Origin of the sequence: Streptomyces sp. NPDC001406, from assembly GCF_042895285.1 — a bacterium.
Lineage (GTDB): Bacteria > Actinomycetota > Actinomycetes > Streptomycetales > Streptomycetaceae > Streptomyces.
This window is the reverse complement of the sequence record NZ_JBIAWG010000016.1, coordinates 118971-142868: the sequence shown is the minus strand read 5'-3', so window position 1 is coordinate 142868 and position 23898 is coordinate 118971. Positions and strand designations below refer to the sequence as shown.

The window sequence follows — 23898 nt, the reverse complement described above, 5'->3', positions numbered from 1 at the left end:
GTTGTGATGGTTCAGTTATGCGGCTTCTTGCTCGGCGTTCTTGCGCTGGACGATGTAGGCACGGACGTCAGCGGGGTCGTAACGGACGTACTTGCCGACGCGGAATCCGGGCGGGCCGGTGCGCTTCTTCCGCCACTGGTAGACGGTCTCTTTCGGCACCTCGAACATCTCGGCGATGTCGTCGGGGGTGAGGTACCGGTCGGGGAGTCCGCCGCGAAGGGTGGCGCGAGGGTCGGCCGGGGAAGGGGCGGTCGCGCTCACGGGGTCCTCCATGAGTTGGAGTGACATTGCTCTGAGTCGTGACTCATCGCGACTCAGAGCGGGTTGGGAGGGGGCTTGAGTCGCGATGAGTCACGACTCAGGCCAATGTGGTTCGGACGCGTTCAGGGTGATGCCGGTGTAGGTGGCTACCTGCCGGCCGTACGCGTCCCGGGGCCGGGTGCGGTTGAGCTGGGGGATGACGGACTGGAGGTTGCGGCCGAAGAGCTGTTTCGTGCCGGGCTTCACGCCGTTGTCCTCTGCCCAGTCCCGCCAGACGGCCCACAGCGTGTCCACGGGGATGCTGCATGTGGGTCCCGTGGTGCAGCGTTCGCGGACGAACGCGCTGGTGGGTGAGGCGGTGTCCTGCATGGAGGTGATCGCTTCACGACTGCACGCCGGTTCCGTGATGCGGCCCTTGGCCTGGAGCCGGGCGAGCCCGTCCAGGGCCCAGTTCAGGATCCCGGGCATCTCGGTGATGAGCCGGCCGAACAACGTCGGGTCCTCCCTGCCGAGCCAGGAGACCGTCATGCTGAGCACCACGAACCGGCGGGCGATGACGCCGGAGGAGTCGCCGAAGTGCGGCAGTTCGTTGGAAAGGATCATCAGCCGGGTGGGGAGCTTGCCAGTCCATACCGCGCGGTACTTGCGGTCCACGTCGATCGTGTCCTCACCGGAGATCGTCAACAGCCGTTCCACCACGGCAGTGTTGTCGTTGCCGGACAGGCGGGCGTCGGAGATCACGGCGAGCGGCTTGCCGACCAGGGTGGACAGGCCGAAGTTCGTGCCGAGACCGGCGAGGGTGGGCCCGGCGAGGTTCTCCTTGCCGACCAGCTCTTTGAGGACGCGGGCGATGGTTCCCTTGCCGGAGCGGGACGGGCCGACCATGAGAAGGATCTTCTGTTGGTCGGTGCGGCCTGAGAGGACGTAGCCGAACCACTCCTGAACGGCGTGGATGGCGTCGGGATCCTCGGGCCAGATCTGCCCCAGGAAGTGTTCCCAGGTGGGTGCCGTGGCGGTGGGGTCGTAGGCGAAGGGGACGGAGACGAGGTTGAAGAAGTGGGGGCCGTGCGGCAGAAGCGCGCGGTCCCGGATCCGCAACAGCCCGTTCTCACACGCCACGATTGGCCCCTCGCCGACGGCGTCCACGGTGGTGCCGTCGGTGTCGATCCAGGCGGGGGCGTCGGTGTCGGTGGGCAGGAGGGTGATGGATCCGAGGGCATCGAGCAGGTTGCTGATCTTCGGTTTGGTCGGTGCCCAGTCGCGTTCCTCGGGTCCGCCGTCCTTGCCGGGCGCGAGGTAGACGGCGTGTTCGAGCCGCTCGTACATGGCTTTGCGTACCTGGGCTTCGTCCATCTCGCGCCAGCAGGTTCCGTTCCAGCGCATCCATGAGGCGCGCCAGCGCCGGTAGGTGAGCCGGCCGTCGTCGGTCTGCCAGTCCGGCAGCAGACGGCGGGCGACGGCCATCGGGTGTGTGGGTGGGGGGAGTTCTTCCGTGCCGGTCACGTTGCGGCTCCCGGGCCCGTGTCGAGACCGTTGCCGACGGCGCGGCGGGCGTAGGCCTCAGGGACCCCCACGGCCACGGCGGCGGACACGATCTCCTCGGCGAGGACGGGAAGCCCGCAGGGCCCAGGGCAGTCGGTGTGCTGCGCGGCGAGGAACCGGGCCACGCCGAACGCCTGGGATCCGGCGCCGGATTCGGTGCGCTCACGGACTAGGGCGAGGCCGTGTTCGAGACCGGTGCGTACGAAGCGCTCGGTGTGGCGGCATCCGGTGGCAACAGACCGGTCCCACACGGCGCGGGCGGGGGTGGAAGAGACCACCTCCCCACGGGCGGGGGTGGTGTCTTCCCGTTCGGCCAGTGCGCGGACGGCGGGTGGCAGGCCGGTCATGGTGCCGGTGCCGGGTCCGAGCCAGCGGGCGTAGGCCATGAGCGACTTGATGTCGACGCCGGGCCGAACGGCGTTGTGGGAGCGCATGGCGTCCCGGTAGATCCAGTGCTCGCCGCGCGTCGTGACCACGGTACGGGTGTCGGGCAGGGCCCCGCGGGCCCATGCGACGGCCGCCGCGTTGTCCAGGTCCACCACGGTCAGCCGCACCCCGCCGGGGTGGTAGCCGACGCAGACGGCGTGTTCCCATGCCACTGCCCACCGGGGGGAGCCGATGACGGCCGGGTCGGTGGTGGCGGCGGCCCACGCGTGGCAGGGGGCGGGGCAGCGGCAGGGGCCGGCGGACTTCATGTTCGGGCGTCCGCCGCAGACGTTCTTGGCGCACGCGCGGCAGTTCCCGAACGGCACCTTCCCCGCGCGCAGCGGCAGAACCGGCACACCGCGCGCGGCGAGCGCCAGCGCGGCGCACAGATGGCTGTGCGGGGCGCCCGGACGCGGCTTGGTGCGCTCTCGCGAGGTCTCGGCGAATTGAGGCATGCTGGGGGTTCCTGTTCTCTTGGAGGGACGGGAGAACCGGGGCGGGCGCAGGCTTGTGGTGAGACGGCGCCCGCCCCGGGCGTATCTAGAAGGGCGGCTCGTCGCCCTGGCGCCGGTCGCCGCCGGCGGGGGCGGCGGTGTTCCACGGGTCGGCGGCCGGGGCGGGGGTGGCGCCCTTGCGCTGGACGCGTTCGACCTTGGCCGTGGCGAACTGGAGCGAGGGGCCGATGTCGTCGACTTCCAGGCCGAGCATCGAGCGGTTCTCTCCCTGGTCGTTCTGCCAGTTGTGCTGGCGCAGGCGGCCGGTGACGACCACGCGCATGCCCTTGGTCAGGCTCTCGGCGACGTGCTGGGCGAGGTCACGCCATGCGGTGCAGCGCAGGAACATCGCGGTGCCGTCCTGCCACTGGCCGGAGGTCTTGTCGTAGGTGCGCGGGGTGGAGGCGACGGAGAACTTCGCCAGTGCGGCCCCGGAGGGGGTGAAGCGGAGTTCGGGGTCGTCGGTGAGGTTGCCGACGACGGTGATGGGGGTCTCTCCCACGGCCATGGGGATCACTCGCTTTCGGTGTGGTGGGGGTTGGTGCTGGAGTCGTGGTGGTCGGCGGTGACGTACAGCCGTAGCCGCTTGCCGTCGCGGGTGGGGTACCGGCGTGCCTGGCCGGTGGCGAATGCGGTGGCCAGAGCGGCGCTGACGCGGTCGGCGTCGCCGGGCGGGCAGATGACGCGGATCTCGAACACGACTCACTCCGCCTCGGCGGCCATGTCGTCGACCTGCAAGAGCAGGTCTCCGAGCTGACGGCGCGTGAGGTCTCGGCTGTAGGTCTCCGGCAGCCATCCGCCGTTGTCCCAGCGCAGTTCGACGGTGACGATCTCGTCCGGGTCGATGTCCACCTCAGTGCTCCTTGGTGATGTCGAGGGAGGGCAGTGCGGGCAGTCCCGAGCGCTCCAGGGCGGTGGGGTCGAAGCCGGGCAGCGCGGCGCGGTGGACCAGGGCGGCGGCGAGTTGTTCGGCGTAGGCGGCGCCGGTGCGGGCTACCTCGATCTGTGTGGTGGCGCGGATGGTTTCGACACGTTCGATGTGGGCGTGTTCCTCGCGCCGCTCGCTCAGGTGCCGCTCGTGGTCGAGGGTGTCGCGGCGCTCCTGGCGCCAGTGGCGGGCGGCGAAGCAGTAGGCGAGCACGGTGGCCAGTGCCCACAGCAGCAGGGGCAGGGACAGGCCGTCGGAGTATCCGGCGACGCCCGCGAGGGCGAGGCTGCCGGAGACGGCGTAGCCGACAGCGGCGAGCACGGGTTCTCCGGCACGGGCCAGCGACGCGCCGCCCGCTGCGGCCCCGGCGGCGAGGACGGTCATGAGGGCGGCGTTGCCGACGGAGTGTTCGGCGCCGTTGGCGTTCCAGATCCGTGCGAGGGCGAGCACGGTCGTGGTGGTGATGGCGGGGGCGGCCTTGGGCGCGGCAGCGACAAGCCAGTGCCGCGCGATGATGGGTAGGTTCACGGGGGTGTCTCCCGTCAGTTGCCGAGCTGGGACAGGAAGCGGGCGAAGGACGCCACCAGGTCGTGGATGGGCCCGTAGGCGCCGGTCCCGGCGGTGAAGAACCCGAACAGGAACAGCAGCACCGCGGCGCCCGCGCCGGTGGCCCTGGTCTTGACGGCGACGGCGGAGGCGACGCCGAACAGCAGGACGGCGGAGAAGGTGAGGGTCATCGCGGTGTCTCCGGGCGAGTGTCGGTGCCCGCGCGGTAGATGCGGGCCCAGCGGTTGTAGAGCCAGCGGCCGATGCGTATGCGCTTGCCGGTGGCGTGGCAGCGGCGGCAGTCCTTGCCGCGCTTGAGGCGTCCCTTGCGGTCGGTTTTGAGCTTGTGGCCCATGCCGCGGCACTTGCGGCAGTTGCCGAACGGCGAGGCCGCACACAGCCCGCCGTAACTCAGGGTGACGGCGAGCAGGCAGGTGATAGCAAGGAGGATGGGGGTCATCATGGGCCCTCCGGGCGGGTTTTCCGGTGTTTCCGCAGGTGGGGTGCTATCCGCTAGATCACAGGTGGGGGCGGGTTTGGGGTGCTAGCGGGGGTGCTACCGGTAGCAGGTGTGCCTGCTACCGGTAGCACCGTGCCGGGGCTATGCGGCGCCCGGGTTTTCGTTACGCTCCGCAATCGCCTTCATGAGGTCGGCGCGGACGATGCCCCGGCGGGTGGTGCGGCTGCCGTCGTCGGTCGTGCCGGCCACGTCGCGGGTGCGGATGCCGTGCGGCTTGAGCGCGCTGGTGACGTTCTCGCCCTTCCAGCCGCCGTAGACCTCCGGCCGCAGCTCGGCGAGGCGGGCGGCGATCCGCTCGTTCCACACCCGCTCTTCCAAGGACGGGACGACCACGGCAACGTCGGCGAGCAGGTCGTAGGACGGGCCGGTGACCACCTCGGGGGCTTCCCCGAGGGCGTAGCCGGACAGCCGTCCGGCCTTCTCGCGGATGGTGCGGGCGCGGGTGGCGACGCGTTCGGCCATGGGCGCGTCCAGGAAGGTGCTGGAGACGATCCGGGCGTCAGAGCCCTCGCCGACGAAGTAGTGCAGGCCCTTGTCGCCCCACGCGAACATCGTGGCTCGCACCCCGCGCTTGTAGCTGGAGGTGCCGAGCACCATGTCGTTCTCGGTCTGGCCCATCACCTTCAGGCAGAACCGGGTACTGGCGTTCGCGCTGATGCCGGTGGGCAGCGACTTGGCGTCCGGGCGCTGGGTGGCCAGCAGCAGCACGATCCCGGTGGCAGGACCGCGCTTGACCAGGTCGGTGGCGATGGCCTCGAACTCCTTGCCGTGTTCGGCGTGCTCGAACAGGACCTGGCACTCGTCCACCCCGATGATGATGGGGTGCAGGCCGAGGGAGCGCTTGTCGGCGAGCTGGCTGGTCACCTTGGACTCGGGGCAGATGTCCCGGGGCAGCGACCGGATCACCTTGGTGCGGCGCCGCAGTTCCTCGCGCAGGGCGCGGAAGTCGGCGAGCGCGTACAAGATCGTCTCGTCCTCCTCGCCGACGCCATGGCGGTGCGAGACGGCCTCGCCGACCGGATCGAGGTCGCCGGTGCCCTTCATGTCGTAGGTGTGCAGCTCCGCGCGCGGGTCCAGCGCGGCGATGAGCAGCAGCAGCCGCAGAAGGAACGTCTTGCCCATGCGGGGGATCGCGCCGATGATCCCGGCGATGAACATCAGGGTGACCGCGACCCAGCGTCCGCGCTGGTCGGTGCCGTACGGGATGGCCTGGAACAAGTCCACGGTGCCGGACTTCAGCAGCGGCCACATGGGCTTCGGGGCGGCCTTGAGGGTCTGGTCACCGACCCACAGCACCAGATGGCCGGGGTGTTCCTCTGACTCCGCTTCCGGCCACACGCAGCCCAGCGGCCGGCGCAGACCCGAGGCGAGGCGTTCCCGCTTCTCGATCACGTCCGTGACCGTGACGCCGAAGGGGAGGTTGCCCTCCGCACGCCAGCCGGGCCCGTCGCGGGTGATCGGGGCGGTGAACTCGAACCCGTCCCGCCCCTTGGCCTGCGCCTGGTTGATCGCAGGAACGCCGATCGCCCCGAGCGCCCGCAGGACGATGTCCGAGGTGAGCTTGGATGCCTTCGGAACATCCACCGCGCGGTGGATGACGGGGCTGTCGGCCTGGCGGCCGTTGTAGCCGAGCGCCAGTACCAGGGCGCCGACCGCGAGGTCTTGCAACCAGTCGGGGGCCAGCACGTAGATGGCGAGCGCGGAGCCGAGCCCGACGAACATGGCGAGCACGGCCACGAGGGTGCGCATCCGGACCCGTCCGTCGCGCTGCCGCGACAGCTTCAGGTACTCGGCGGCGTCCTCGCGCCGGACCGCGGCGAGTCGGACCGGTTCGCCCTCGCGGTCGGCGACCCACCGCATGGTGCCGCCGACGAACCGGGCAAGTCCGGTCGGTGCCTGCATGGTCAGGCGGGCGGCGTACACCGGGGAGCGGACGGCGTGGTAGCCAGCCGTGTGGGTGTAGTGGCGGGCCACCCATCGGGCGGCGGTGCGCAGTTCGGCGGTCGAGCGCAGCCAGATGGGGATCACGTCGCGGCGCTTGGCGGCGGCGAGCCGACCGAGGTAGCCCGGACCGGCCGCCCTCGCGGTCGGCTGGTCGACCATGACGGGGGTGGCCGGGTCGGCCGACTCGTCGGCGTGCGAGTCGGGCGACCGGTCGGCATCCGGTCGGGCGGTCGGGTCGGCCGACTCGGTACGGGCCGATCGGGCCTTGTCGAGGTCGACCACCTCTCCCCCCGAGTCGGGGCGGGAGTCGGCGGCCATCTCGGCTTCGAGCCGGTTGAACAGTTCGTTGTCGTCGGGGTGGTTCACTGAGCTTCCTTCCACTTTTGGGTGTGAGGGAGAGCGGGACCGGCCGTCGCTGTAGGAGGTGGGCGGCCGGGCCCGTCTGCTTACATGTCGGGTGGGAGTGCGCTGCCGGCGGGGAACTCGAAGACCGTGACCAGGACTTCAAGGCCGGGGTCGTCGGCGTAGGCGACGCGGGTGTAGATGACCGTCAACCCGGTGCCGTCGCGGGCGGTGGTCGGATAGGCGCGGACGTCGTGTCCCCATGCCCGGCGTCGGCTGACCGTGAAGCGGGCGTAGGACGCCGGGATCACGCCGTGAACACCGAACTTGCTGCCAGATAGGCAGACGAACCGCGCCGAGTCGGCGGGGAGCGGCCGACCGAGCGAGCCACCCGAGCCGCGGAACAGACCGGTGATCCATTTCAGGCTCACGCCTGAACTCCTTCCGAAAGCACAGGGGTTACAGGCCAGACAGGCCCGGCGCGTCGCCGGTCGCGGCGGCTACCACCAGCGGGACGCCTTCTTGGGCACGATGTAGGGGTGGCCGTTGATCATGTGGTCCACGCACTGCGGGCAGTCCTCGCGGGGGCCGAGGTTGCGGTGTGCGCGCGGATCGTGGGCGTGCTGCCAGCACTGCGGGCACTCGCCAGGAGGCGTCTCCGGAGCGGCCATGGTCACCACCACCCCGAGGACTTCTTGGCAGCCTTCGCGGTGGCGGCCTCGTTCACGACCCGCTGCCGCTCGTTCTGCAGGGCGGTGATCTCCGCGGCCAGCCGTGTCTCGGCGGCGCCCCACGCGGTGTCCAGCTTCCGTTCGGCGCGCGCGGGGCTGTTGCTGCGCACGACCTTGTAGGAGCCGCCGGCCAGTGCGGCCAGGACGGTGCGCCGCTCGCGGCCGGTCAGCGGCCACATCTCGCGCTGCTGGACGGCCTTGAGCTTGCGGGTGGTCTGCTGGATCTCGCGGTCCAGGCGGCGGGTGTCGGGCTTGGCCATGGTCAACCCCTCCTCGGGGTGTGTGTCGTCGCGGCGCGGTCATCGACCGGATGCGGCGGCCGCGCTTTCGGGCGTGGGCGTGATGCCGGCGCGGGCGGCCGCCGCTGTGGGAGGTGGTCGGCCGAGCCCGTTGCGCCGTTCCTCGCGAACAGGGCAGGTCGTCAGGCCGCGTTCGCGGCCGTGCGGCTGAGGGCGCCGACCACGCGTTCGCCGAGCCATTGGGCGACGTTGCAGGAGACGGCGTTGCCGGCCTGCATGGTCTGCTCGCCCTTGGTGCCGTGCACGATGTAGTCGGCCGGGAAGCGCTGCGCGAGCAGCTGTTCGCGCGGCTGGATCATCCGGTAGTGGCACTCCTCCAGCACCGCGGCCGGGGAGGCGATCGCGGCCGAATCGACCGTGCCCAGGGTGTGCAGCGGCTCCGCGGTGGTCTTGGTCGCCGCGTTGCGGTAGGGGATCACCAGCCAGTGATGCCGCCCCTTGGCCGTAACAGTGTCCACCGGCTCGCCGACCGGCGTCGGGGTGGCGTTGCGGCGCAGGGTCACGATGAACGCGTCCTCGGCCGCCTCGGGCGGGGTGACCAGCGCTTCGAACCCCTTCGGGTTCGCCAGCCGGGTGCGCATCGGCTCGGCCGTACTGGTCGGTGTGGTGTTCCAGGTGCCTCCGGCCGGGACCAACAGAGCGTCCCCGATCTTCGCCGTGCGCGCGGCCAGCGGCGCCGCGTCGGCGGGCACCGGGCGGCCGTCGTGCCCGCCGTGGTTGACCGTGAGCACCATCCGCCGGGTGCCGAGCAGATCCAGCCCGGTGCGGATGCGCCGCAGCGTGTTCGCGGCCAGCGGCGGCAGCCTGTGCCGCGGCCGGTCCGCGATGCGTACCCCGAGGTTCGTCCAGTCGATGATGTCCGCCGCGGGCCGCACGTACGGTTCCACGAGGGCGTGGCGGCAGCGCGGGCCGTTGGGGCAGCGGTAGTCGTACTGCTGCCCGTACTTGCCCAACTGCCTACCGCCGGGCTTCCTCCAGGACTGGAACGCGGCCACCGTCTCCCCGCACACCGCACACCAGGCCGGCGGGCGCGGCTGCACGTCCGGCAGCGGGATGCCCTCGCGGGTGAGCACCACATAGATCCGGTCGCGCCACTGCGGCGCCGGGAGGTTGCTGGGGCCGCCGATGTGGGCGGAGGAGACGGACACGAACTGATGCCGGTAGCCGAGAGTGCGCATCCCGGACAGCCAGACGTCGAACAGCTCCCAGTCGGCGGCCTCCGCCACGTTCTCGATCAGGACCACCGGGTAGCGGTGCACCTCGGTCGCCCGGATCACGTCCCAGAACGTGGCCCGGGTCCGCTCGTACAGGCCGGAGGAGACCGGCCCGTCCTGTTCCAGGGCGAGCTGGCCCGGCGAGACCTTGTTGCGGCGGCGCCCGCCGGCCGGGGACAGCTCGGTGCAGATGGGCGAGGCCCACAGCACGTTAGTGCGGGGCAGGCGGCGCATGTCGTAGTGGTCGATGTCGGCGCACAGATGGTCGGCGTCCGGGTGGTTGGCCGCGTGGGTCTCGATGGCCACCGCACTGTGGTTCGCCGCGAGCCGCAGTTCCAGCCCGGCCGCGACCAGTCCGGTGGAGGAGCCACCGGCACCGCAGAACAGATCGGTGAACGTCAGGCTCATGCCTGAACTTCCTTTCACAGCAGGGGATTCACAGCTCGAACAGGCCGGGCGCACCCTCGGCGGGCGCCGTGGCGGTGCGTGCCTTGCGGGCGGCGGCGGTGTGGCACTCCGGGCACCAGGCCCGCAACTCCCCCACCGGCAGCGCGACGGCCTCAACGGCGGGCATGAGCGGGTCGGCGGGCGCGGCCATCAGACGGACACGGTGACCGTGCTTGCTGGTGTAGCCGTCGTGCTCACGCGGACAGCGGCCCTCACTCTTGGCGTGCGGGTTACCGCACTCGCCCGCGCACTGGCAGCGGTGACCCGCTGCCTCCATCACCGGCCGCCACGTGCCGACCCCAGCCAGCGGCTCACTCATGCGACCACCCCCACGACCGGCACTTCGGCGCGGGCGCCGGTGCGACCGGCACGGCGGCCGGCGACGGTGGCGAACAGCCGGCCCAAGCCCGCGCGGCGGGCTCCGGCACGGGCCTGCTTGGCCGCGTACATCGCCTCATCCGCCCGCCGCAGAAGGCCGGACAGGTCATCGGCGGGGAAGTCCACGGCACGCACCCACCCGAGACTGACCGTGGTGCAGGCGGCGGGGTCCTGGCCGTCGACCGGCCGGGCGAGCACGCCGTGCAGCACGGCGAGCAGGTCGCCAGCGGTGCTGAGGTCGTCGATGAGGACGGCGGCGAACTCATCGCCCCCGAGCCGTCCAGCGACCCCATTGCGTCCGACGTGGTGGGCGAGGCGGTCGGCGGTCGCCTTCAACAGGGCGTCTCCGGCGGCGTGCCCGTAGGTGTCGTTGACGTGCTTGAACCTGTCGACGTCGGCGAGCACGACGACCGCGCGCGGGTCCTTGAGCAGGGCCGTGGCGCGGCGGGTGAAGCCGTCGCGGGTGCGTAACCCGGTGAGCGGTCAAGCCGGGCGGTGTTCAGGCAGGCGCGCAGCCACCACACGTGAAGCGCCCAACCTGCGGCGAGCGGCAGTGCGGACAGCAGGACCGTGGCCAGGGTGTTCACGCGGCCACCTCCTCGCGGTCGTCGGACGCGTCCACGGGGTGCAGGGCACGTCCGTCGGCCCGTTCGGCGAGGAGGGCGTCACGCACCTGCCGGGCGGGGCCGGAGCCGCAGTGCAGGGCCTTGCGCAGCGACTCGGCGTTGATCGCGGCGTCCGTCCAGTCGGCCGTGACCGTGCGCGCCTCAGCGAGCAGTTCGGCCGGGTTGCGCTGCGACGCGGTGGCTTTGCCCTTGGTCGGCCGCTTGCGCGGCGGCTTGGATGCCTTGCGCTTCGGCTCCGCCGGGGCCTGGTCAGGCGTCGGGGCGGGCGGGATGGCGGTGGCGGCCGGGGCCAGTTCGCCCAGTCGCAGCAGGACGCGTTCGCGGCGCGGGGTCTGGCGGCGCCAGGTGCGGCCGTAGCGCTCGCGCAGGTCCGCGCGGGCCAGCAACCGTTCCTTTTCCAGCGCGAGGGCGTCGGTGTAGGAGGTGACCTCCCACAACGTCATCCGGCGCCAGAGCGCAAACGTGGACGCCGGGGCCAGCAGCCAGCGAGAGAACCGGATCTTCTCCATGCGCCGTCCGGTGGCGGCGCCGATACGCACGGCGTAGACGTGCGCGCCGATCTCGGAGAAGACCACCCACAGCAGCGGCATCGTGCCGTGCGCCACCTTCGCGGACAGGGACTGCCCAGCCGCGACGTTCAGCCAGCAGGTGACCAAGGTGAGCACCCAGGGCACGAACCGCACCCACGCCAACGCCATGTCCAGCCGGATCAGCAGCAGGTTGGCCAGCGTGAACACCGGAATGGCCACGTCGATTGCGACGGGCAGGATGTGAGGCTGAGTGAAGCCCCAGCGGGCTGCGGCGAGGGACACCGCGTCGAAGGAGGAGATCAGTCCCAGGGCGCCGACCGCGGCGGCGGCGAGCGCGCCGACGCCGGCAAGGCCCATCTCCGGCTTCGTCAGCGGCGGCACGGCCGGACGTTCAGCGGTGGGTGTCGTCTCGGGGGTGGTCATTCCGCACCCCCGTCCGCAGCGGGCACGTCGGTGTAGCCGATCAGGTGCAGCTCTGCACCCGCGTAGTCGGTCGACGCCTTCAGCACGCGAGTCATGCCGTCGCTCTGCACCCTGTGAGCCACCTTCTCCGGTGGCACGGCCAGGGCCTCCCGCCATGCCTCGAACGCGTGCAGACCCTCGTGGAACCGCAGGGTCAGTTGCTCGGGGTAGATGCGGGACAGGTCGACGTCCGGGGCGGGCAGGTGCCCGAAGTCAGCGGCCAGCAGCCGCAGCACGCGCAGTGGAGCGGCCAGCCCGTCCAGCGTCAGCAGCTCGTTCACGCCGCCGCTCCCCTCCGCGAGGGCCGCCGGCGCCCAGCCGGGCGGATCAGCGGGATGACATTGAACAGCTCCGGGGCGTGCGCCTCGATCACCTCGGCGACGACACAGGACACGCCATCCGGGAGGTGGGGGTTGTCGGCGAGGATGTCGCGCGCGGCGTCCAGACGGGCCGCGCGCTCCTTGTCGGTCTCGCCCTCCACCCCGAGCCACAGCTCAGCCGGGGTACCCAGGGCCAGTTCGATGAAGTCGTTCACGGAGACGGCCTGATGACCGCCGATGTACGTACGCATAGGAGACTCCTGATTCGGAGGGACTGGAGCCGGAGCGGTCGCAGGCGTGTGGTGAGACGGCGACCACTCCGGAGCCCCCGCCGCGAACGCGGCAGGGGAGGGGCGGTGGGAGGGACAGGGCGTCAGCGCTGGACGACGGGCTTGTCCAGGTCGCGGTGTCGGACCGTCACGTCGTGTCCGGCATCCAGCAGCAACTCAGCGAGGGCCCGAGCGAAGGCCGGCGCACGGTGCCGACCGCCCGCACATCCGTCGGCGACCGTGATGGTTCCGGCGGACGGACCGGACGCGAACGCCTCCACCGCGGCGGCCGTCGCCAACGCGAGAGCCGCGACGCCCGGAGTGCCCAGCACCGCGGCCCTGACCGGCTCGTCATCGGCGGTCAGGTACCGCAGCTCCGGCGATACGTGCGGGTCGCGGAAGTGGTGGCGCAGGTCGATGGTCAGGTGCGCGGTGGGGGGCTCGTCGTGCAGGTAGCCGAACGAGACGATCTCAACAGCGACGGTCATGAGGACTCCCAGGAAGCGAAGGAATGTTCCGGCTCCTCTCAACCCCGCCCGTACGGGACCGCTCCGCAGAGCGCCCGGACGGGCAGGGCGAGCAACCGGCGCGGCGCTATCCGCCGCGATTCGGTGGAAGGTGACCGGTCGCCCGCTGCACCCTGAGGTGTTCACGGGCCAGAGATGGAACGGCGCCGCCGTGCCGGTCGATCACGGCCGCGCCCATCGCTTTCGCTGACTCACTGCCACTCCTTCAAGTCGCTGAACAGGGGATACGCACTGCAAGGGGGACTTGAGTCCCCACTCTCCGGCCGTTGCTCGCGGTCGCCGGGCCACCTCGCCAGTACGGGCCGAAACCCTGTTCTGCCTGGCCTTTAGCGGGATTGCAGCGTCCCCGCCCTGTGCATTCGTGCAGGTCAAACCGGTCGTGCAAGCGCTCCGTCCCTTCCGGGGCTGAAGCCGCTTGGTCAACTCTGCCTCAGAGTGCACTGTGAGGCAGAGTGCGTCAAGTCTTCTCGCGGAACAAGCGGGATGGGGCGCTGGTTCTACCTCTGCGACTTGGGCACTATGAGGCAGAGACCGTGACGAAACTTGGGGTGCAGATGGTCGAGTGGACCGGCAGGTTTGCCTACAAGCAGGTGGCCGATGACCTGCGGCGGCGCATCGCGGCCGGTGAGTTTGCCAAGACCGGGCAACTCCCCTCGCTTGCGCAGCTCCAGGAGAAGTACGACGTCACGGTCACCGTGGCCCGCGCCGCCATCAACCAGCTGAAGGCAGACGGCCTTGCGGTGAGCCACCAGGGCAAGGGTGCGTTCTTGACGCCAAACGCCGACCGCGCCGCACAGCTTGCCGATCCCGCCGAGCTGGTGACCGAACTGCGCGCGGAGGTCGAGAAACTGCGGAGTGAGGTCGGGGACCTGCGCCGGCGCGTCGCAACCCTGGAAGGGGACTGAGCCTCCGGTAAGCCGAGGGTGGGGCCGGACGGCCGTGTCGCGGGGCATCTGAACCTCCTCGTTCGGTGTGAGCACAAGTTCACCGCCGAGGCGCGAAAACCGGTATCACGTCCCGCTACCTGAGAAAGTCCCAGCGGTTTTATACATCCGCTTACACATGCGCTATCACGAATTTCCACAGCTCTAGTCGAGCCGCTACACTCGCGGCTCGACTAGCTATAGGAGGGGCAGATGGCTCGGAAGCACCCAGATTGGAAGCCCGATCTCCTGCGAATGCATCGCGAGGAAGTAGGGCTCACCCTGGAGGACACAGGGGAAAAGCTCCGTGAAATCGCGGAGCGTCACGGCTTCAATATCGCCGCAAACTTCCAAACGATCTGGGGTCACGAGAAGGGAACGGTGTATCCGGGCCCGCATTACCGCCGGGCGTATTGCCGCCTCTACCATCGGAATGAGGCCCAACTCGGCTTCCGTCGCGCCCTGCCCGGAGAGGATGCCCCTGTGGAATCCGTATCGGCGCCCACATCCACTGAGCGAAAGCTCTCGGACCAACCAGACGTTGTACGCCGAGCGCTGAGCAGCATCCGTGAAGGCACGGATGACGTGGACAGTGAGGCTCTGCTTAACCGTGTGGTTGACGCATGGCATCGCCACGCAACAGGTGGGAGCGTCGACGGCCCCACTGTGATCCTGGTCGGAGGATTTGCAGGCTCCGGGAAGTCCGAGTTCGCGAAGTTCCTCGGAGGGCTCACCGGCTGGCCGATCCTGGACAAAGACTCTTTGACGCGTCCACTCGTCGACCAACTCTTGGTTGCCATGGGTGGGCAGGCCCACGATCGAAGTTCAGAGCTTTACCGGGAAAAGGTGCGACCGCTCGAATATCGCTGCCTCATGGAAGCGGCATGGGACAACGTGGACTGCGGAACTTCCGTGATCCTCGACGCGCCGTTCATCTCTGAATTCTCCCAGACTGAATGGATGCAGCGCTTCCAGAACCGTTGCCGGTCCAAGCGGGTTGCCGTCGCGACGATATGGGTTCAGTGTGACCCTGAGTCGATGCGTGAGTACATCGAATTCCGCGGAGCGGCGCGGGACGCTTGGAAGATGGAATCATGGGAGGAGTACGTCTCGGGTCTCAACCTGGAGATGCGACCGCAGGGGCCGCACTTCATCGTCGACAACCGGCTTGGCGCCGCCGTGGCTCTGGTCGACGAAGCTCGTGACGTGCTGAGTGGAGGCGGGCTGTGAACCCTTCCGGTGTCATCCTCTACGGCCCCCCGGGGGCGGGGAAGGACACGATCACAGCCGGGCTATCGCGTCTACGGCCGGAATACGCGCTTTTCCAGCGGCTCAAGGCGGGTCCTGGGCGCACCACGGGATACCGGCTCACCACGGCACAGCACATTGAGGTAATGGCACAGGCCGGTGAAATCCTGTACCGGAACAGCCGGTACGACGCTGAATACGCCATCGATCGCGGTGCGGTTTCCGCCCTCGTCGACAGCGGACGCTTCCCTGTCCTCCACATGGGTCAGGTTGCCGGGGCACACGCAGTCACCGTCTTCCCCGTTCACTGGGTGCGGGTCCTGTTGTGGTGCCCCGAAGAAGTCACACGGCAACGCTGCCAGGGACGCGGGGACAGAGACTTGGACACCCGGCTGAAGGTGTGGCACGAGACCCGGCAGGATCTCTTGGATCACGCGGCAGAGCCCTGGTCACTCGTAATCCGAACTGACCAGATGAGTCCAGCGCAGGCAGCGCAAGCCATCGACGACGCCCGATCGGCCGGCGTGCCTGCCGAAGAGCGCGATATCCGTGGGCTGGTCGGATGACTGTCGTCGGGCTCCTTCATCCGGGCAGCATGGGCGCGGCCGTGGCCGCGCAGGCCAGCCTCAATGGAGCCGAGGTTCTGTGGTGTCCCCACGGCCGTAGCTCCGCGACCAGGGAACGGGCTCAGCGGTACGGACTGACGGCAGTGGATGACCTTGCAGAGCTGACGGAGCGAGCCGACATCATCCTCAGCATCTGTCCCCCTGAGTACGCGGAGGACGTCGCCGTCGAAGTCTCGGCTCACCCGTTCACGGGAATCTACGTCGACGGCAACGCGATCTCACCGGCCAGCACGGCGCGCGTCTGCGCCATCGTGGCCCGGACCGGAGCAACCGTCGTCGACGGCTCCCTCATTGGTTCGCCCCCGTCCGCTTCAAGGTCGACTCGCCTGTACCTGTCTGGCTCCGCGGACGCACTGACGCCTGTTGCTGCCCTCTTCACAGGCTCAGCGGTACGGCCTCACCTCCTACCCGGGGGTATCGGTCGTGCGTCCGCACTGAAGCTGTCGTACAGCAGCTACCAGAAGGCGAGCCGCGTACTGGCGGCGGTCTCGTACGCCCTCGCCCGTGACTACGGCGTGGAAGACGAACTACTCGACGTTGCGCAGGACCGCACGACCAGCTATCTCGCTGAGACGGCCTACATCCCGAAGGTGGCCGCGCGGTCCTGGCGCTGGGGTCCCGAAATGCGAGAGGTGGCGCAGGCCCTCCAGGAAGCCGGGCTTCCTCCCGACCTAGCCGATGCGTCGGCCGCGATCATGAGTAGATGGGACGGTCTGAAGGATTCGTCTCTGGGTATCCCGCAAGCGCTTGACCATCTACACGACGCCGCGGACGGTGAGCCCAGCTAGGTCGGACGCTACGCGGGCAAACCGGATCGCTGGGCGCCCCAGTTTCTACTTCTGAGACGAGGCGCGCGGGGCAGGGGGCGGAGGGTTAGTGAGTGCACGGACCCGCAACAAATTCCCGTCCTTTTTAACGATTGAATGGATTGCCCGATCGCTCTTTCGCGTCAAGGCATTTTTACCTTTGGCCTTTTGTGCGATCTCTTGTTTCTCTGTGTCTGTGATCCGCTTGTGGCCTGTCATGATCGTGAATGCTTCCTGATGGGGATTTCCCTCGGGGCTTCGGCGGATGGAAAATGTCATGGTCGTGCCACTCGTCGGAAATCCTGCGGAACCTCTTCTTCGCCGCAACGACGGTCACATCTGCACGGAATGCCAGCCAAGAGCCGTTTTGTCCTGTGGTCGGTATGGGGGCCACAGTCTTGTGATGTATCGCTTCTCCCGACTCGACCGCATCGTCGAGTGGGAAGGCGAGCGCGCCCCCGAATCTGGTCCACTCGACTTCATTGTTTGCTGGAAATGCGTCCGCGCCATAAATCTCTACCACGCACGATTCCGTGGCTAGATTGATTCTCGATATTCCGATGTTGCGCAACGTGATGTCTACGTCGAGGGTGTGGCAATTGCGATAAGTATGCAGCTCTTGGTAGATTTTGATTTCGACCCTGCCTGCGAATGTCTGACCTTGGATGAACTTGAAGTAAGACCAGACTCCGCCGACCACCACGGCGCCAGCAGTTGCGAAGTCGCTCACTGCCCTAGCTGTCAGGCCGACGTCCATTAAGACGCTCCCCATGGAGGTCAAGGTAGCCGCTCGGAACCTCTTTTCAGACTAGGTTCATGTCTGCGGTCGCGCAAAGTGGAGGCAGAACGCAGTGCAGCCGAGAAGTCTCGACCGACCTGCCATCGGGTGGGCAGACTAATCAGCCAATGCCCGCATTGCCCCGATGGCCTCTAGCACGCCCCGAACCACGATGTCGGGCTCACGGAGGCCATCCGTCCATCCACGGCCGGAGGACACCCACACCGTACGCAGCCCAACCGCGTGTGCGCCTTCCATGTCCGTCTCGGGGTTGTCCCCGACCATCCACCCGCCCGCGCTCAGTCGGGTGCCGCACAACGACGCCGCAGCCTCGAAGTGCTCGTACGCCGGTTTCCGGGCGCCGATTTCCTCCGACACACAGATGCCGTCGAAGAGTGACGTGAGCCCTGCCGCGGCGAGCTTGGCCCGCTGGATGTCCCCGGCGCCGTTCGTCGCGACCCCGAGCGTCCACCCCGCGCCGCGCAGCTCTTCGAGGCCCTTCCGAACCTCCGGGGCACAGTGCACGGAGCGAGCGATGCCGTCGACGTACTCATGCCAGAGGCCACCCGGGTCGTCGCTGAGCCTCAGCGTTTCCCGCAGCTCTACGAAGTCTGCGGGGTATGCCCGCTCACTTAGCCGATCGCAGATGACGAACTCTGACGCGCGGGGCAGTCGCCGCGAGTGCACGAAGCGTCGTGCCCAGTCCTCCAGGCCGCCACGTCGGTCAATCAGAGTGTTGTCTAGGTCGAAGAGTGCCAGCACAGGGTGACGGTACGCGACGGGCGCCCGTCTCAGTTTCCGTCTCCTTCATAGCCGTGCACGGCACAGGTGCGGACGTCGAGAACCACAAAGATGTGGCGAGTATGCCGTTCTACGACCGGTCAACGCGGAGCTGCGCCCGGTACCTGGTGGATAGCCGTTGTGCAAATTCCTGATCGAGAGCAACCCTGGTCAAGCAGCCTGTCAGCCCAAACGCGCAGCTGACCAGGGGAAGGCAGGGGCCGTGATCGGGGAATCCGTAACACGCACGTGGCACGCGCCACCCTCGAATGTGACTACCGTGTTTCATCACGAAGCGAGGGGCCGCCCGGCCAGGCGACCCCTCGCGAACGTCCAGAACCCTCTCCCCGCGAAAGAAGAAGGAAGGACTCTGCCCATGGAACCACAAGGGTGGCGCGGCCTAGGAGTCGAGTGGCGACGCCCTCACGCCGCTGATGCGCTCGTGGCTGGCGCCCTCTACTACCTGCTCCACCTCCAGCCGGATATCCCCGAGCTCGGCGCCGTCGGCGTGGCCCTCGGAGCCCTCCGCTGCATTCGCTACCGGCGCCGCACGAGCAAGGGCATCGTCGAGCGGTAATCCGCCGCCCAGCATCTCCTGAGCGTCTCAGTTGGTCGAAGTGGCCAGCTGAGACGCTCAGCCACACCCGGAAAAGCCTCCGAGCCCGCGCGCCAGAGCGAGGCCGCTTCACCTGCGCAGACGTCCCGTCTGGCCCCATGGGCCGGGCCGTCTGTGGGCCGTCCGAGGGAGATCAACGACGACCAACAACGACCGTCAACGACCACCCCCGGAGGCGACGACCGCAGGTCACAGGAATTGATCTGCGACACTGGTACAGCCATGCCTAAGCCCGGAGAACTCACTTTCGTCGCCCCCCGCGGAGCCAAGCTGCCGCCGCGGCATCTTGCCGACCTCTCGCCCGCCGAGCGGAAGGAGGCCGTTGCCGCCGTCGGGGAGAAGCCGTTTCGTGCCAAGCAGCTGTCTCAGCACTACTTCGCGCGGTACGCGCACGACCCGGCCGAGTGGACCGACATTCCGGCCGCGTCTCGCGGCAAGCTGCAGGAAGCGCTGCTTCCCGAGCTGATGACCGTCGTGCGGCATCTGTCGACCGATCAGGGGACCACGCGCAAGACGCTGTGGCGGCTGTTCGACGGGACGCTCGTCGAGTCGGTGCTGATGCGGTACCCGGACCGGGTGACGATGTGCATCAGCTCGCAGGCGGGGTGCGGGATGAACTGCCCGTTCTGCGCGACCGGGCAGGCGGGCCTCGACCGGAATCTGTCCACCGCCGAGATCGTGCACCAGATCGTGGACGGGATGCGGGCGCTCAGGGACGGCGAGGTGCCCGGCGGCCCGGCCCGGCTGTCCAACATCGTGTTCATGGGCATGGGCGAGCCGCTCGCCAACTACAAGCGGGTCGTGGCGGCGATCCGTGCGCTCACCGATCCCGAGCCGGACGGGCTCGGGCTGTCGCAGCGCGGGATCACCGTGTCGACGGTCGGGCTCGTCCCGGCCATCCACCGCTTCGCGGACGAGGGCTTCAAGTGCCGGCTGGCGATCTCCCTGCACGCTCCCGACGACGAGCTGCGCGACACCCTCGTCCCCGTGAACACGCGGTGGAAGGTGCGCGAGGTGCTCGACGCCGGATTCGAGTACGTCGCCAGGTCCGGGCGCCGGCTGTCCATCGAGTACGCGCTGATCCGGGACATCAACGACCAGGCCTGGCGCGGCGACCGGCTCGGCCGGCTGCTCAAGGGCAAGCCCGTGCACGTCAACCTCATCCCGCTGAACCCGACGCCGGGTTCCAAGTGGACCGCGTCGCGGCCGGAGGACGAGAAGGCGTTCGTCGAGGCCATCGCGGCTCACGGGGTGCCGGTCACCATCCGGGACACCCGTGGCCAGGAGATCGACGGAGCGTGTGGTCAGCTCGCGGCCACCGAGAGGTAATCTGGCTGAGTTCCATTGCGTCTCACCACATCTTCATATTCCGACAGGGGAGCGCCACAGCGCTGAGAGTGCGGCAATCGGGCCGCAGACCCTCTGAACCTCGCCCAGGTCATTCTGGGTAGGAAGTTCGGTCACTACTCAAGCTGTTGCGCCCTGCCCGGACAATCCGGGCAGGGCCGCGTCTCTTCCTGGTCAACCCCAGGAGGAATCCAGTGCACAACAAGACTTTCGTCGCCGTAGCCGTCGGGCTCGGCCTGGTCACGCTGTCCGCGTGCGGGTCGTCCGACGGCAAGGGGTCCGCGGACTCCAAGACCGTCACCCTCGTCAGCCACAACTCGTGGGCCGTCTCGAAGAAGGTGCTCAAGGACTTCGAGAAGCAGTCCGGGTACAAGGTCAAGGTCCTCGAGGACGGCGACGCGGGCCAGGCCGTCAACAAGGCGATCCTGACCAAGGACAACCCGCAGGGCGACGTCTTCTTCGGCGTCGACAACACCCTGCTCTCCCGCGCCCTCGACAACGGGCTGTTCCAGTCGTACGAGGCCAAGGGCTCCGATCTGATCCTGCCCCAGTACCGGGTCGACCAGGACAAGCACCGGGTCACGCCCATCGACACCGGCGACATCTGCGTCAACTACGACAAGGCGTACTTCGACAAGCACAAGCTGACCCCGCCGTCGTCCTTCGACGACCTGGTCGAGCCGGAGTACAAGAACCTCCTCGTCACGGAGAACGCGGCGACCTCCTCGCCCGGCCTCGGCTTCCTGCTCGGCAGCGCCGCGAAGTTCGGCGACGACAACTGGCAGGACTACTGGAAGAAGCTGAAGGCCAACGGCGTCAAGGTGGTCGACGGCTGGGAGCAGGCCTACAACCAGGAGTTCTCCGGTTCGGCCGGCGGCAAGAAGGCGGGCGGCGACCGTCCGCTCGTCGTCTCGTACGCCTCCTCGCCGCCCGCCGAGGTCATCTTCGCCGATCCGAAGCCCGGCGCCGCCCCCACCGGCGTGGCCGCCGGCACCTGCTTCCGGCAGACCGAGTACGCGGGCCTGCTGAGCAACGCCCGCAACACCAAGGGCGGCAAGGCGTTCCTCGACTTCCTGGTCAGCAAGGAGTTCCAGGAGGACATGCCGCTCAACATGTTCGTCTACCCGGTGCGCGAGGGCGCCCAGGTGCCCGCCGAGTTCGTGAAGTACGGCCCGCAGGCCAAGGACCCGGAGATCATGGCCCCCGACAAGATCGCCGCCAGCCGTGACCAGTGGGTCAAGTCGTGGACGTCGCTCGTACTGAAGTAGCCCCACGGAAGGGCACCCTTCGTAGCGGTACGAAGAGCGCGGCGCGGCTCGGGCTGATGGCCGGGCCGGTCGCGTTCTTCGCGCTGTTCTTCGCCTACCCCGTCGCCGCGATCGTCGCCCGCGGTCTGAAGGCCGACGGAGTCTGGCGGTTGGGGCGGATCACGGACGTACTCGCGCAGTCCGACATCCGGCACGTGCTGTGGTTCACCACCTGGCAGGCGCTCGCCTCCACCGCGCTCACCCTGCTGGTCGCGCTGCCCGCCGCGTATGTCTTCGCGCGCCTCGACTTTCCGGGCAAGCAGGTCCTGCGGGCCGTCGTCACCGTCCCGTTCGTGCTGCCCACCGTCGTCGTCGGTACGGCGTTCCTCGCGCTGGTCGGCCGGGGCGGGCTGCTCGACGACCTGTGGGGCGTACGGCTGGACACGACCGTGTGGGCGATCCTGCTGGCGCACGTCTTCTTCAACTACGCGGTCGTCGTCCGCACGGTGGGCGGTCTGTGGTCGCAACTCGACCCGCGCCAGGAGGAGGCCGCGCGGATGCTGGGCACCTCGCCCCTGGCGGCCTGGCGCAAGGTGACCCTCCCGGCGCTGGCGCCCGCCGTGGCCGCCGCCGCGCTGATGGTGTTCCTGTTCACCTTCACCTCCTTCGGTGTGGTGCAGATCCTCGGCGGTCCGACCTTCTCCACCCTCGAAGTCGAGATCTACCGGCAGACCTCAGAGATCTTCGACCTCTCCACGGCCGCCGTCCTCACGATCGTCCAGTTCGTCGCGGTGGGCGCGATCCTCGCCGTGCACGCGTGGACCGTACGGCGCCGGGAGACGGCGCTGCGGCTGGTGGACGCGTCGGTGACGGCGCGCCGGCCGCGCGGTGCGGGGCAGTGGGCGCTGCTGGCCGGTGTCCTCGCCACGGTCGCCGTCCTCCTCGTCCTGCCGCTCGCGGTCCTGGTGCAGCGGTCCTTCGACACCCCCGGCTTCGGCTACTACCGGGCGCTGACCCGCGACGACGGCGGTACGTTCCTGGTGGCGCCGGTCAGCGCGATCGGGAACTCGCTCCAGTACGCCGTCGCCGCCACCGCCATCGCCGTGGTCATCGGCGCGCTCGCCGCGGCCGCGCTCGCCCGCCGTGACGCGGGCCGGATCGTCCGCGGATTCGACGCGCTGCTGATGCTGCCGCTGGGCGTGTCCGCGGTGACCGTCGGCTTCGGATTCCTCATCGCCCTCGACAGGCCGCCGCTGGATCTGCGCCAGTCCTGGATCCTCGTGCCGCTCGCGCAGGCGCTGGTCGGTGTGCCCTTCGTCGTACGGACCATGCTGCCCGTGCTGCGGGCGGTGGACGGTCGGCTTCGGGAGGCGGCGGCCGTGCTCGGGGCGTCGCCGTGGCGGGTGTGGCGGGAGGTCGATCTGCCGATGGTGCGGCGGGCGCTGCTGATCGCGGCCGGGTTCGCCTTCGCCGTGTCGCTGGGGGAGTTCGGCGCGACCGTGTTCATCGCGCGGCCCGACAACCCGACGCTGCCCGTCGCGGTGGCGCGGCTCCTCGGCCGGCCCGGTGATCTCAACTACGGGCAGGCGATGGCCCTGTCGACGATTCTGATGGTGGTGTGCGCGGTGGCGCTGCTGGTGCTCGAGCGGCTGCGGACCGACCGGACGGGGGAGTTCTGATGCTGCTGAGCCTTGAGTCCGCGACCGTGCGCTTCGGCGGGCGGGCCGTGCTCGACGCCGTCGACCTCGATGTCTCCGAGCACGAGATCGTGTGTGTGCTCGGGCCCAGCGGCAGCGGCAAGTCGACGCTGCTGCGAGCGGTGGCCGGGCTCCAGCCGCTGGACCTCGGACGGGTGTCGCTCGACGGGCGCGACCAGGCCCGGATCCCCGCGCACAAGCGGGGGGTCGGGCTGATGTTCCAGGACCATCAGCTGTTCCCGCAGCGGGACGTGGGCGGCAACGTGGCGTTCGGGCTGCGGATGCACGGGGCGGCCAAGGGGGAACAGGACGCCCAGGTACGGGAGTTGCTGGAGCTCGTCGGACTTCCTGGCGCCGCCCGCCGGGCCGTCGCCGGGCTGTCCGGCGGTGAGCAGCAGCGGGTGGCGCTGGCCCGGGCCCTCGCGCCCCGGCCCCGGCTGCTGATGCTGGACGAGCCGCTCGGCCAGCTGGACCGCTCGCTGCGGGAACGGCTGGTGGTCGAACTCCGGGAGCTCTTCGGCCGGTTGGGCACCACCGTGCTGGCCGTGACGCACGACCAGGGCGAGGCGTTCGCGCTCGCCGACCGGGTGGTGGTGATGCGGGACGGACGCATCGCCCAGTCCGGAACGCCCCTCGATGTGTGGCAGCGCCCGGCGGACGAGTTCGTGGCCCGCTTCCTCGGCTTCGACAACGTGGTGCCGGCGACGGTCGCGGGGACGGCCGCGGTCACGCCGTGGGGCAAGCTCCCGGTACCGGAGGACGCGCCGCAGGGTGCGTGCTCGCTGCTGGTACGGCCCGCCGGGGTGCGGCTCGTGGCGGCCGACGAGGGCCTGCGCTGCACGGTGACCGCCCGCACCTTCAAGGGCACCCATGTCGCACTCCACCTCCGCCCGGAGGACGGCACCCCACGCCTGGAAGCGGCGTGCGCACTGCGGGAGGCACCGGAGGTCGGGACAGCGGTCGGCGTGGAGTTCGACACGACCGAAATCGTCGTACTCGGCTGATCATCTGCGTCCTAGGGTGA

General features: G+C 69.2%; 30 protein-coding genes, 1 pseudogene and 1 riboswitch. Of the genes and pseudogenes, 8 read left to right on the top strand and 23 right to left on the bottom strand.

Annotated elements, in window-relative coordinates:
• Positions 1-15: 15 nt before the first annotated feature.
• The 20 genes and pseudogenes from ACFY1J_RS34305 to ACFY1J_RS34210 form a co-directional block, all read right to left on the bottom strand.
• Positions 16-288 (bottom strand): helix-turn-helix transcriptional regulator, encoded by a 273-nt coding sequence (locus ACFY1J_RS34305; RefSeq protein ID WP_390732575.1) that lies wholly within the window; start codon positions 286-288, stop codon positions 16-18.
• Positions 289-351: 63 nt separating this feature from the next.
• Complete coding sequence (locus ACFY1J_RS34300) at positions 352-1764, bottom strand: phage/plasmid primase, P4 family (RefSeq protein ID WP_390732574.1); 1413 nt, start codon at positions 1762-1764, stop codon at positions 352-354.
• Entirely contained in the window at positions 1761-2684 is a 924-nt protein-coding gene (locus tag ACFY1J_RS34295) for a bifunctional DNA primase/polymerase (RefSeq protein WP_390732573.1), read from the bottom strand. Before ACFY1J_RS34295 ends, ACFY1J_RS34300 begins: the two co-directional genes overlap by 4 nt.
• 85 nt (positions 2685-2769) lie before the next feature.
• The gene (locus tag ACFY1J_RS34290; RefSeq protein ID WP_390732572.1) at positions 2770-3231 is read right to left on the bottom strand and encodes a single-stranded DNA-binding protein; all 462 of its coding nucleotides are present in this window, start codon (positions 3229-3231) and stop codon (positions 2770-2772) included.
• Between the two features lie 5 nt (positions 3232-3236).
• Positions 3237-3422: a hypothetical protein gene (locus tag ACFY1J_RS34285; protein ID WP_390732571.1), complete on the bottom strand. Its 186-nt coding sequence runs from the start codon at positions 3420-3422 to the stop codon at positions 3237-3239.
• Positions 3423-3425: 3 nt separating this feature from the next.
• Positions 3426-3575: a hypothetical protein gene (locus ACFY1J_RS34280; RefSeq protein ID WP_390712591.1), complete on the bottom strand. Its 150-nt coding sequence runs from the start codon at positions 3573-3575 to the stop codon at positions 3426-3428.
• A 1-nt stretch (position 3576) separates the two neighbouring features.
• On the bottom strand, positions 3577-4179 hold the full coding sequence (locus tag ACFY1J_RS34275; RefSeq protein WP_390732570.1) for a hypothetical protein: 603 nt from the start codon (positions 4177-4179) through the stop codon (positions 3577-3579).
• Positions 4180-4193: 14 nt separating this feature from the next.
• Positions 4194-4388 (bottom strand): hypothetical protein, encoded by a 195-nt coding sequence (locus tag ACFY1J_RS34270; RefSeq protein WP_390732569.1) that lies wholly within the window; start codon positions 4386-4388, stop codon positions 4194-4196.
• Positions 4385-4657: a hypothetical protein gene (locus ACFY1J_RS34265; protein ID WP_390732590.1), complete on the bottom strand. Its 273-nt coding sequence runs from the start codon at positions 4655-4657 to the stop codon at positions 4385-4387. The genes ACFY1J_RS34270 and ACFY1J_RS34265 overlap by 4 nt, the downstream gene beginning before the upstream one ends.
• 141 nt (positions 4658-4798) lie before the next feature.
• Positions 4799-7027 carry a cell division protein FtsK gene (locus tag ACFY1J_RS34260; RefSeq protein ID WP_390732568.1) on the bottom strand — a complete coding sequence of 743 codons (2229 nt, stop codon included), beginning with the start codon at positions 7025-7027 and terminating at the stop codon, positions 4799-4801.
• Positions 7028-7107: 80 nt separating this feature from the next.
• Entirely contained in the window at positions 7108-7434 is a 327-nt protein-coding gene (locus tag ACFY1J_RS34255) for a hypothetical protein (RefSeq protein ID WP_390732567.1), read from the bottom strand.
• A 69-nt stretch (positions 7435-7503) separates the two neighbouring features.
• On the bottom strand, positions 7504-7674 hold the full coding sequence (locus ACFY1J_RS34250; protein WP_390732566.1) for a pRL2-8: 171 nt from the start codon (positions 7672-7674) through the stop codon (positions 7504-7506).
• Positions 7675-7676: 2 nt separating this feature from the next.
• Complete coding sequence (locus ACFY1J_RS34245; RefSeq protein WP_390732565.1) at positions 7677-7994, bottom strand: hypothetical protein; 318 nt, start codon at positions 7992-7994, stop codon at positions 7677-7679.
• A gap of 161 nt (positions 7995-8155) precedes the next feature.
• Positions 8156-9655 (bottom strand): DNA cytosine methyltransferase, encoded by a 1500-nt coding sequence (locus ACFY1J_RS34240; RefSeq protein ID WP_390732564.1) that lies wholly within the window; start codon positions 9653-9655, stop codon positions 8156-8158.
• Between the two features lie 28 nt (positions 9656-9683).
• Positions 9684-10013: a hypothetical protein gene (locus ACFY1J_RS34235; RefSeq protein WP_390732563.1), complete on the bottom strand. Its 330-nt coding sequence runs from the start codon at positions 10011-10013 to the stop codon at positions 9684-9686.
• Positions 10010-10659, bottom strand: a pseudogene (locus ACFY1J_RS34230) (GGDEF domain-containing protein). Before ACFY1J_RS34230 ends, ACFY1J_RS34235 begins: the two are co-directional and overlap by 4 nt.
• Positions 10656-11651, bottom strand: coding sequence for a DUF2637 domain-containing protein (locus tag ACFY1J_RS34225; RefSeq protein WP_390732562.1), 996 nt, complete (start codon positions 11649-11651; stop codon positions 10656-10658). Before ACFY1J_RS34225 ends, ACFY1J_RS34230 begins: the two are co-directional and overlap by 4 nt.
• Positions 11648-11971 (bottom strand): hypothetical protein, encoded by a 324-nt coding sequence (locus tag ACFY1J_RS34220; RefSeq protein ID WP_390732561.1) that lies wholly within the window; start codon positions 11969-11971, stop codon positions 11648-11650. Before ACFY1J_RS34220 ends, ACFY1J_RS34225 begins: the two co-directional genes overlap by 4 nt.
• Positions 11968-12261 (bottom strand): hypothetical protein, encoded by a 294-nt coding sequence (locus tag ACFY1J_RS34215; protein WP_390732560.1) that lies wholly within the window; start codon positions 12259-12261, stop codon positions 11968-11970. Before ACFY1J_RS34215 ends, ACFY1J_RS34220 begins: the two co-directional genes overlap by 4 nt.
• Positions 12262-12383: 122 nt before the next feature.
• Entirely contained in the window at positions 12384-12767 is a 384-nt protein-coding gene (locus tag ACFY1J_RS34210; RefSeq protein WP_390732559.1) for an ATPase, read from the bottom strand.
• A gap of 572 nt (positions 12768-13339) precedes the next feature.
• On the opposite strand from ACFY1J_RS34210, the gene ACFY1J_RS34205 reads away from it, so the two are divergent.
• Together ACFY1J_RS34205 and ACFY1J_RS34200 are read left to right on the top strand one after the other, a co-directional pair.
• A complete protein-coding gene (locus ACFY1J_RS34205) occupies positions 13340-13711 on the top strand; it encodes a GntR family transcriptional regulator (RefSeq protein ID WP_390732558.1) in 372 nt (123 codons plus the stop codon).
• A gap of 231 nt (positions 13712-13942) precedes the next feature.
• Positions 13943-14959 (top strand): AAA family ATPase, encoded by a 1017-nt coding sequence (locus ACFY1J_RS34200; RefSeq protein WP_390732557.1) that lies wholly within the window; start codon positions 13943-13945, stop codon positions 14957-14959.
• Positions 14960-15030: 71 nt separating this feature from the next.
• On the opposite strand, the gene ACFY1J_RS34195 is transcribed toward ACFY1J_RS34200, so the two are convergent.
• Complete coding sequence (locus tag ACFY1J_RS34195) at positions 15031-15285, bottom strand: hypothetical protein (protein WP_390732556.1); 255 nt, start codon at positions 15283-15285, stop codon at positions 15031-15033.
• Between the two features lie 254 nt (positions 15286-15539).
• Between ACFY1J_RS34195 and ACFY1J_RS34190 the strand changes: the two genes are divergently transcribed.
• Positions 15540-16391 (top strand): DUF1932 domain-containing protein, encoded by an 852-nt coding sequence (locus ACFY1J_RS34190; protein ID WP_390732555.1) that lies wholly within the window; start codon positions 15540-15542, stop codon positions 16389-16391.
• A gap of 172 nt (positions 16392-16563) precedes the next feature.
• Here the strand turns inward: ACFY1J_RS34190 and ACFY1J_RS34185 are convergent, their stop codons facing one another.
• Both ACFY1J_RS34185 and ACFY1J_RS34180 read right to left on the bottom strand, forming a co-directional pair.
• On the bottom strand, positions 16564-17166 hold the full coding sequence (locus ACFY1J_RS34185; protein WP_390732554.1) for a hypothetical protein: 603 nt from the start codon (positions 17164-17166) through the stop codon (positions 16564-16566).
• Between the two features lie 138 nt (positions 17167-17304).
• Positions 17305-17949, bottom strand: coding sequence for an HAD family hydrolase (locus ACFY1J_RS34180; protein ID WP_390732553.1), 645 nt, complete (start codon positions 17947-17949; stop codon positions 17305-17307).
• A 460-nt stretch (positions 17950-18409) separates the two neighbouring features.
• On the opposite strand from ACFY1J_RS34180, the gene ACFY1J_RS34175 reads away from it, so the two are divergent.
• The 5 genes from ACFY1J_RS34175 (at position 18410) to ACFY1J_RS34155 (ending at position 23878) form a co-directional block, all read left to right on the top strand.
• Positions 18410-18544 (top strand): hypothetical protein, encoded by a 135-nt coding sequence (locus ACFY1J_RS34175; RefSeq protein ID WP_390732552.1) that lies wholly within the window; start codon positions 18410-18412, stop codon positions 18542-18544.
• Between the two features lie 261 nt (positions 18545-18805).
• Complete coding sequence (gene rlmN / locus ACFY1J_RS34170; protein WP_363298699.1) at positions 18806-19912, top strand: 23S rRNA (adenine(2503)-C(2))-methyltransferase RlmN; 1107 nt, start codon at positions 18806-18808, stop codon at positions 19910-19912.
• Between the two features lie 35 nt (positions 19913-19947).
• Positions 19948-20055: riboswitch (TPP riboswitch) on the top strand.
• Positions 20056-20124: 69 nt separating this feature from the next.
• Positions 20125-21198: a thiamine ABC transporter substrate binding subunit gene (locus tag ACFY1J_RS34165; protein WP_390732551.1), complete on the top strand. Its 1074-nt coding sequence runs from the start codon at positions 20125-20127 to the stop codon at positions 21196-21198.
• A 56-nt stretch (positions 21199-21254) separates the two neighbouring features.
• A complete protein-coding gene (locus ACFY1J_RS34160) occupies positions 21255-22856 on the top strand; it encodes an ABC transporter permease (protein WP_390732550.1) in 1602 nt (533 codons plus the stop codon).
• On the top strand, positions 22856-23878 hold the full coding sequence (locus tag ACFY1J_RS34155) for an ABC transporter ATP-binding protein (protein WP_390712612.1): 1023 nt from the start codon (positions 22856-22858) through the stop codon (positions 23876-23878). Before ACFY1J_RS34160 ends, ACFY1J_RS34155 begins: the two co-directional genes overlap by 1 nt.
• Positions 23879-23898 lie beyond the last annotated feature (20 nt).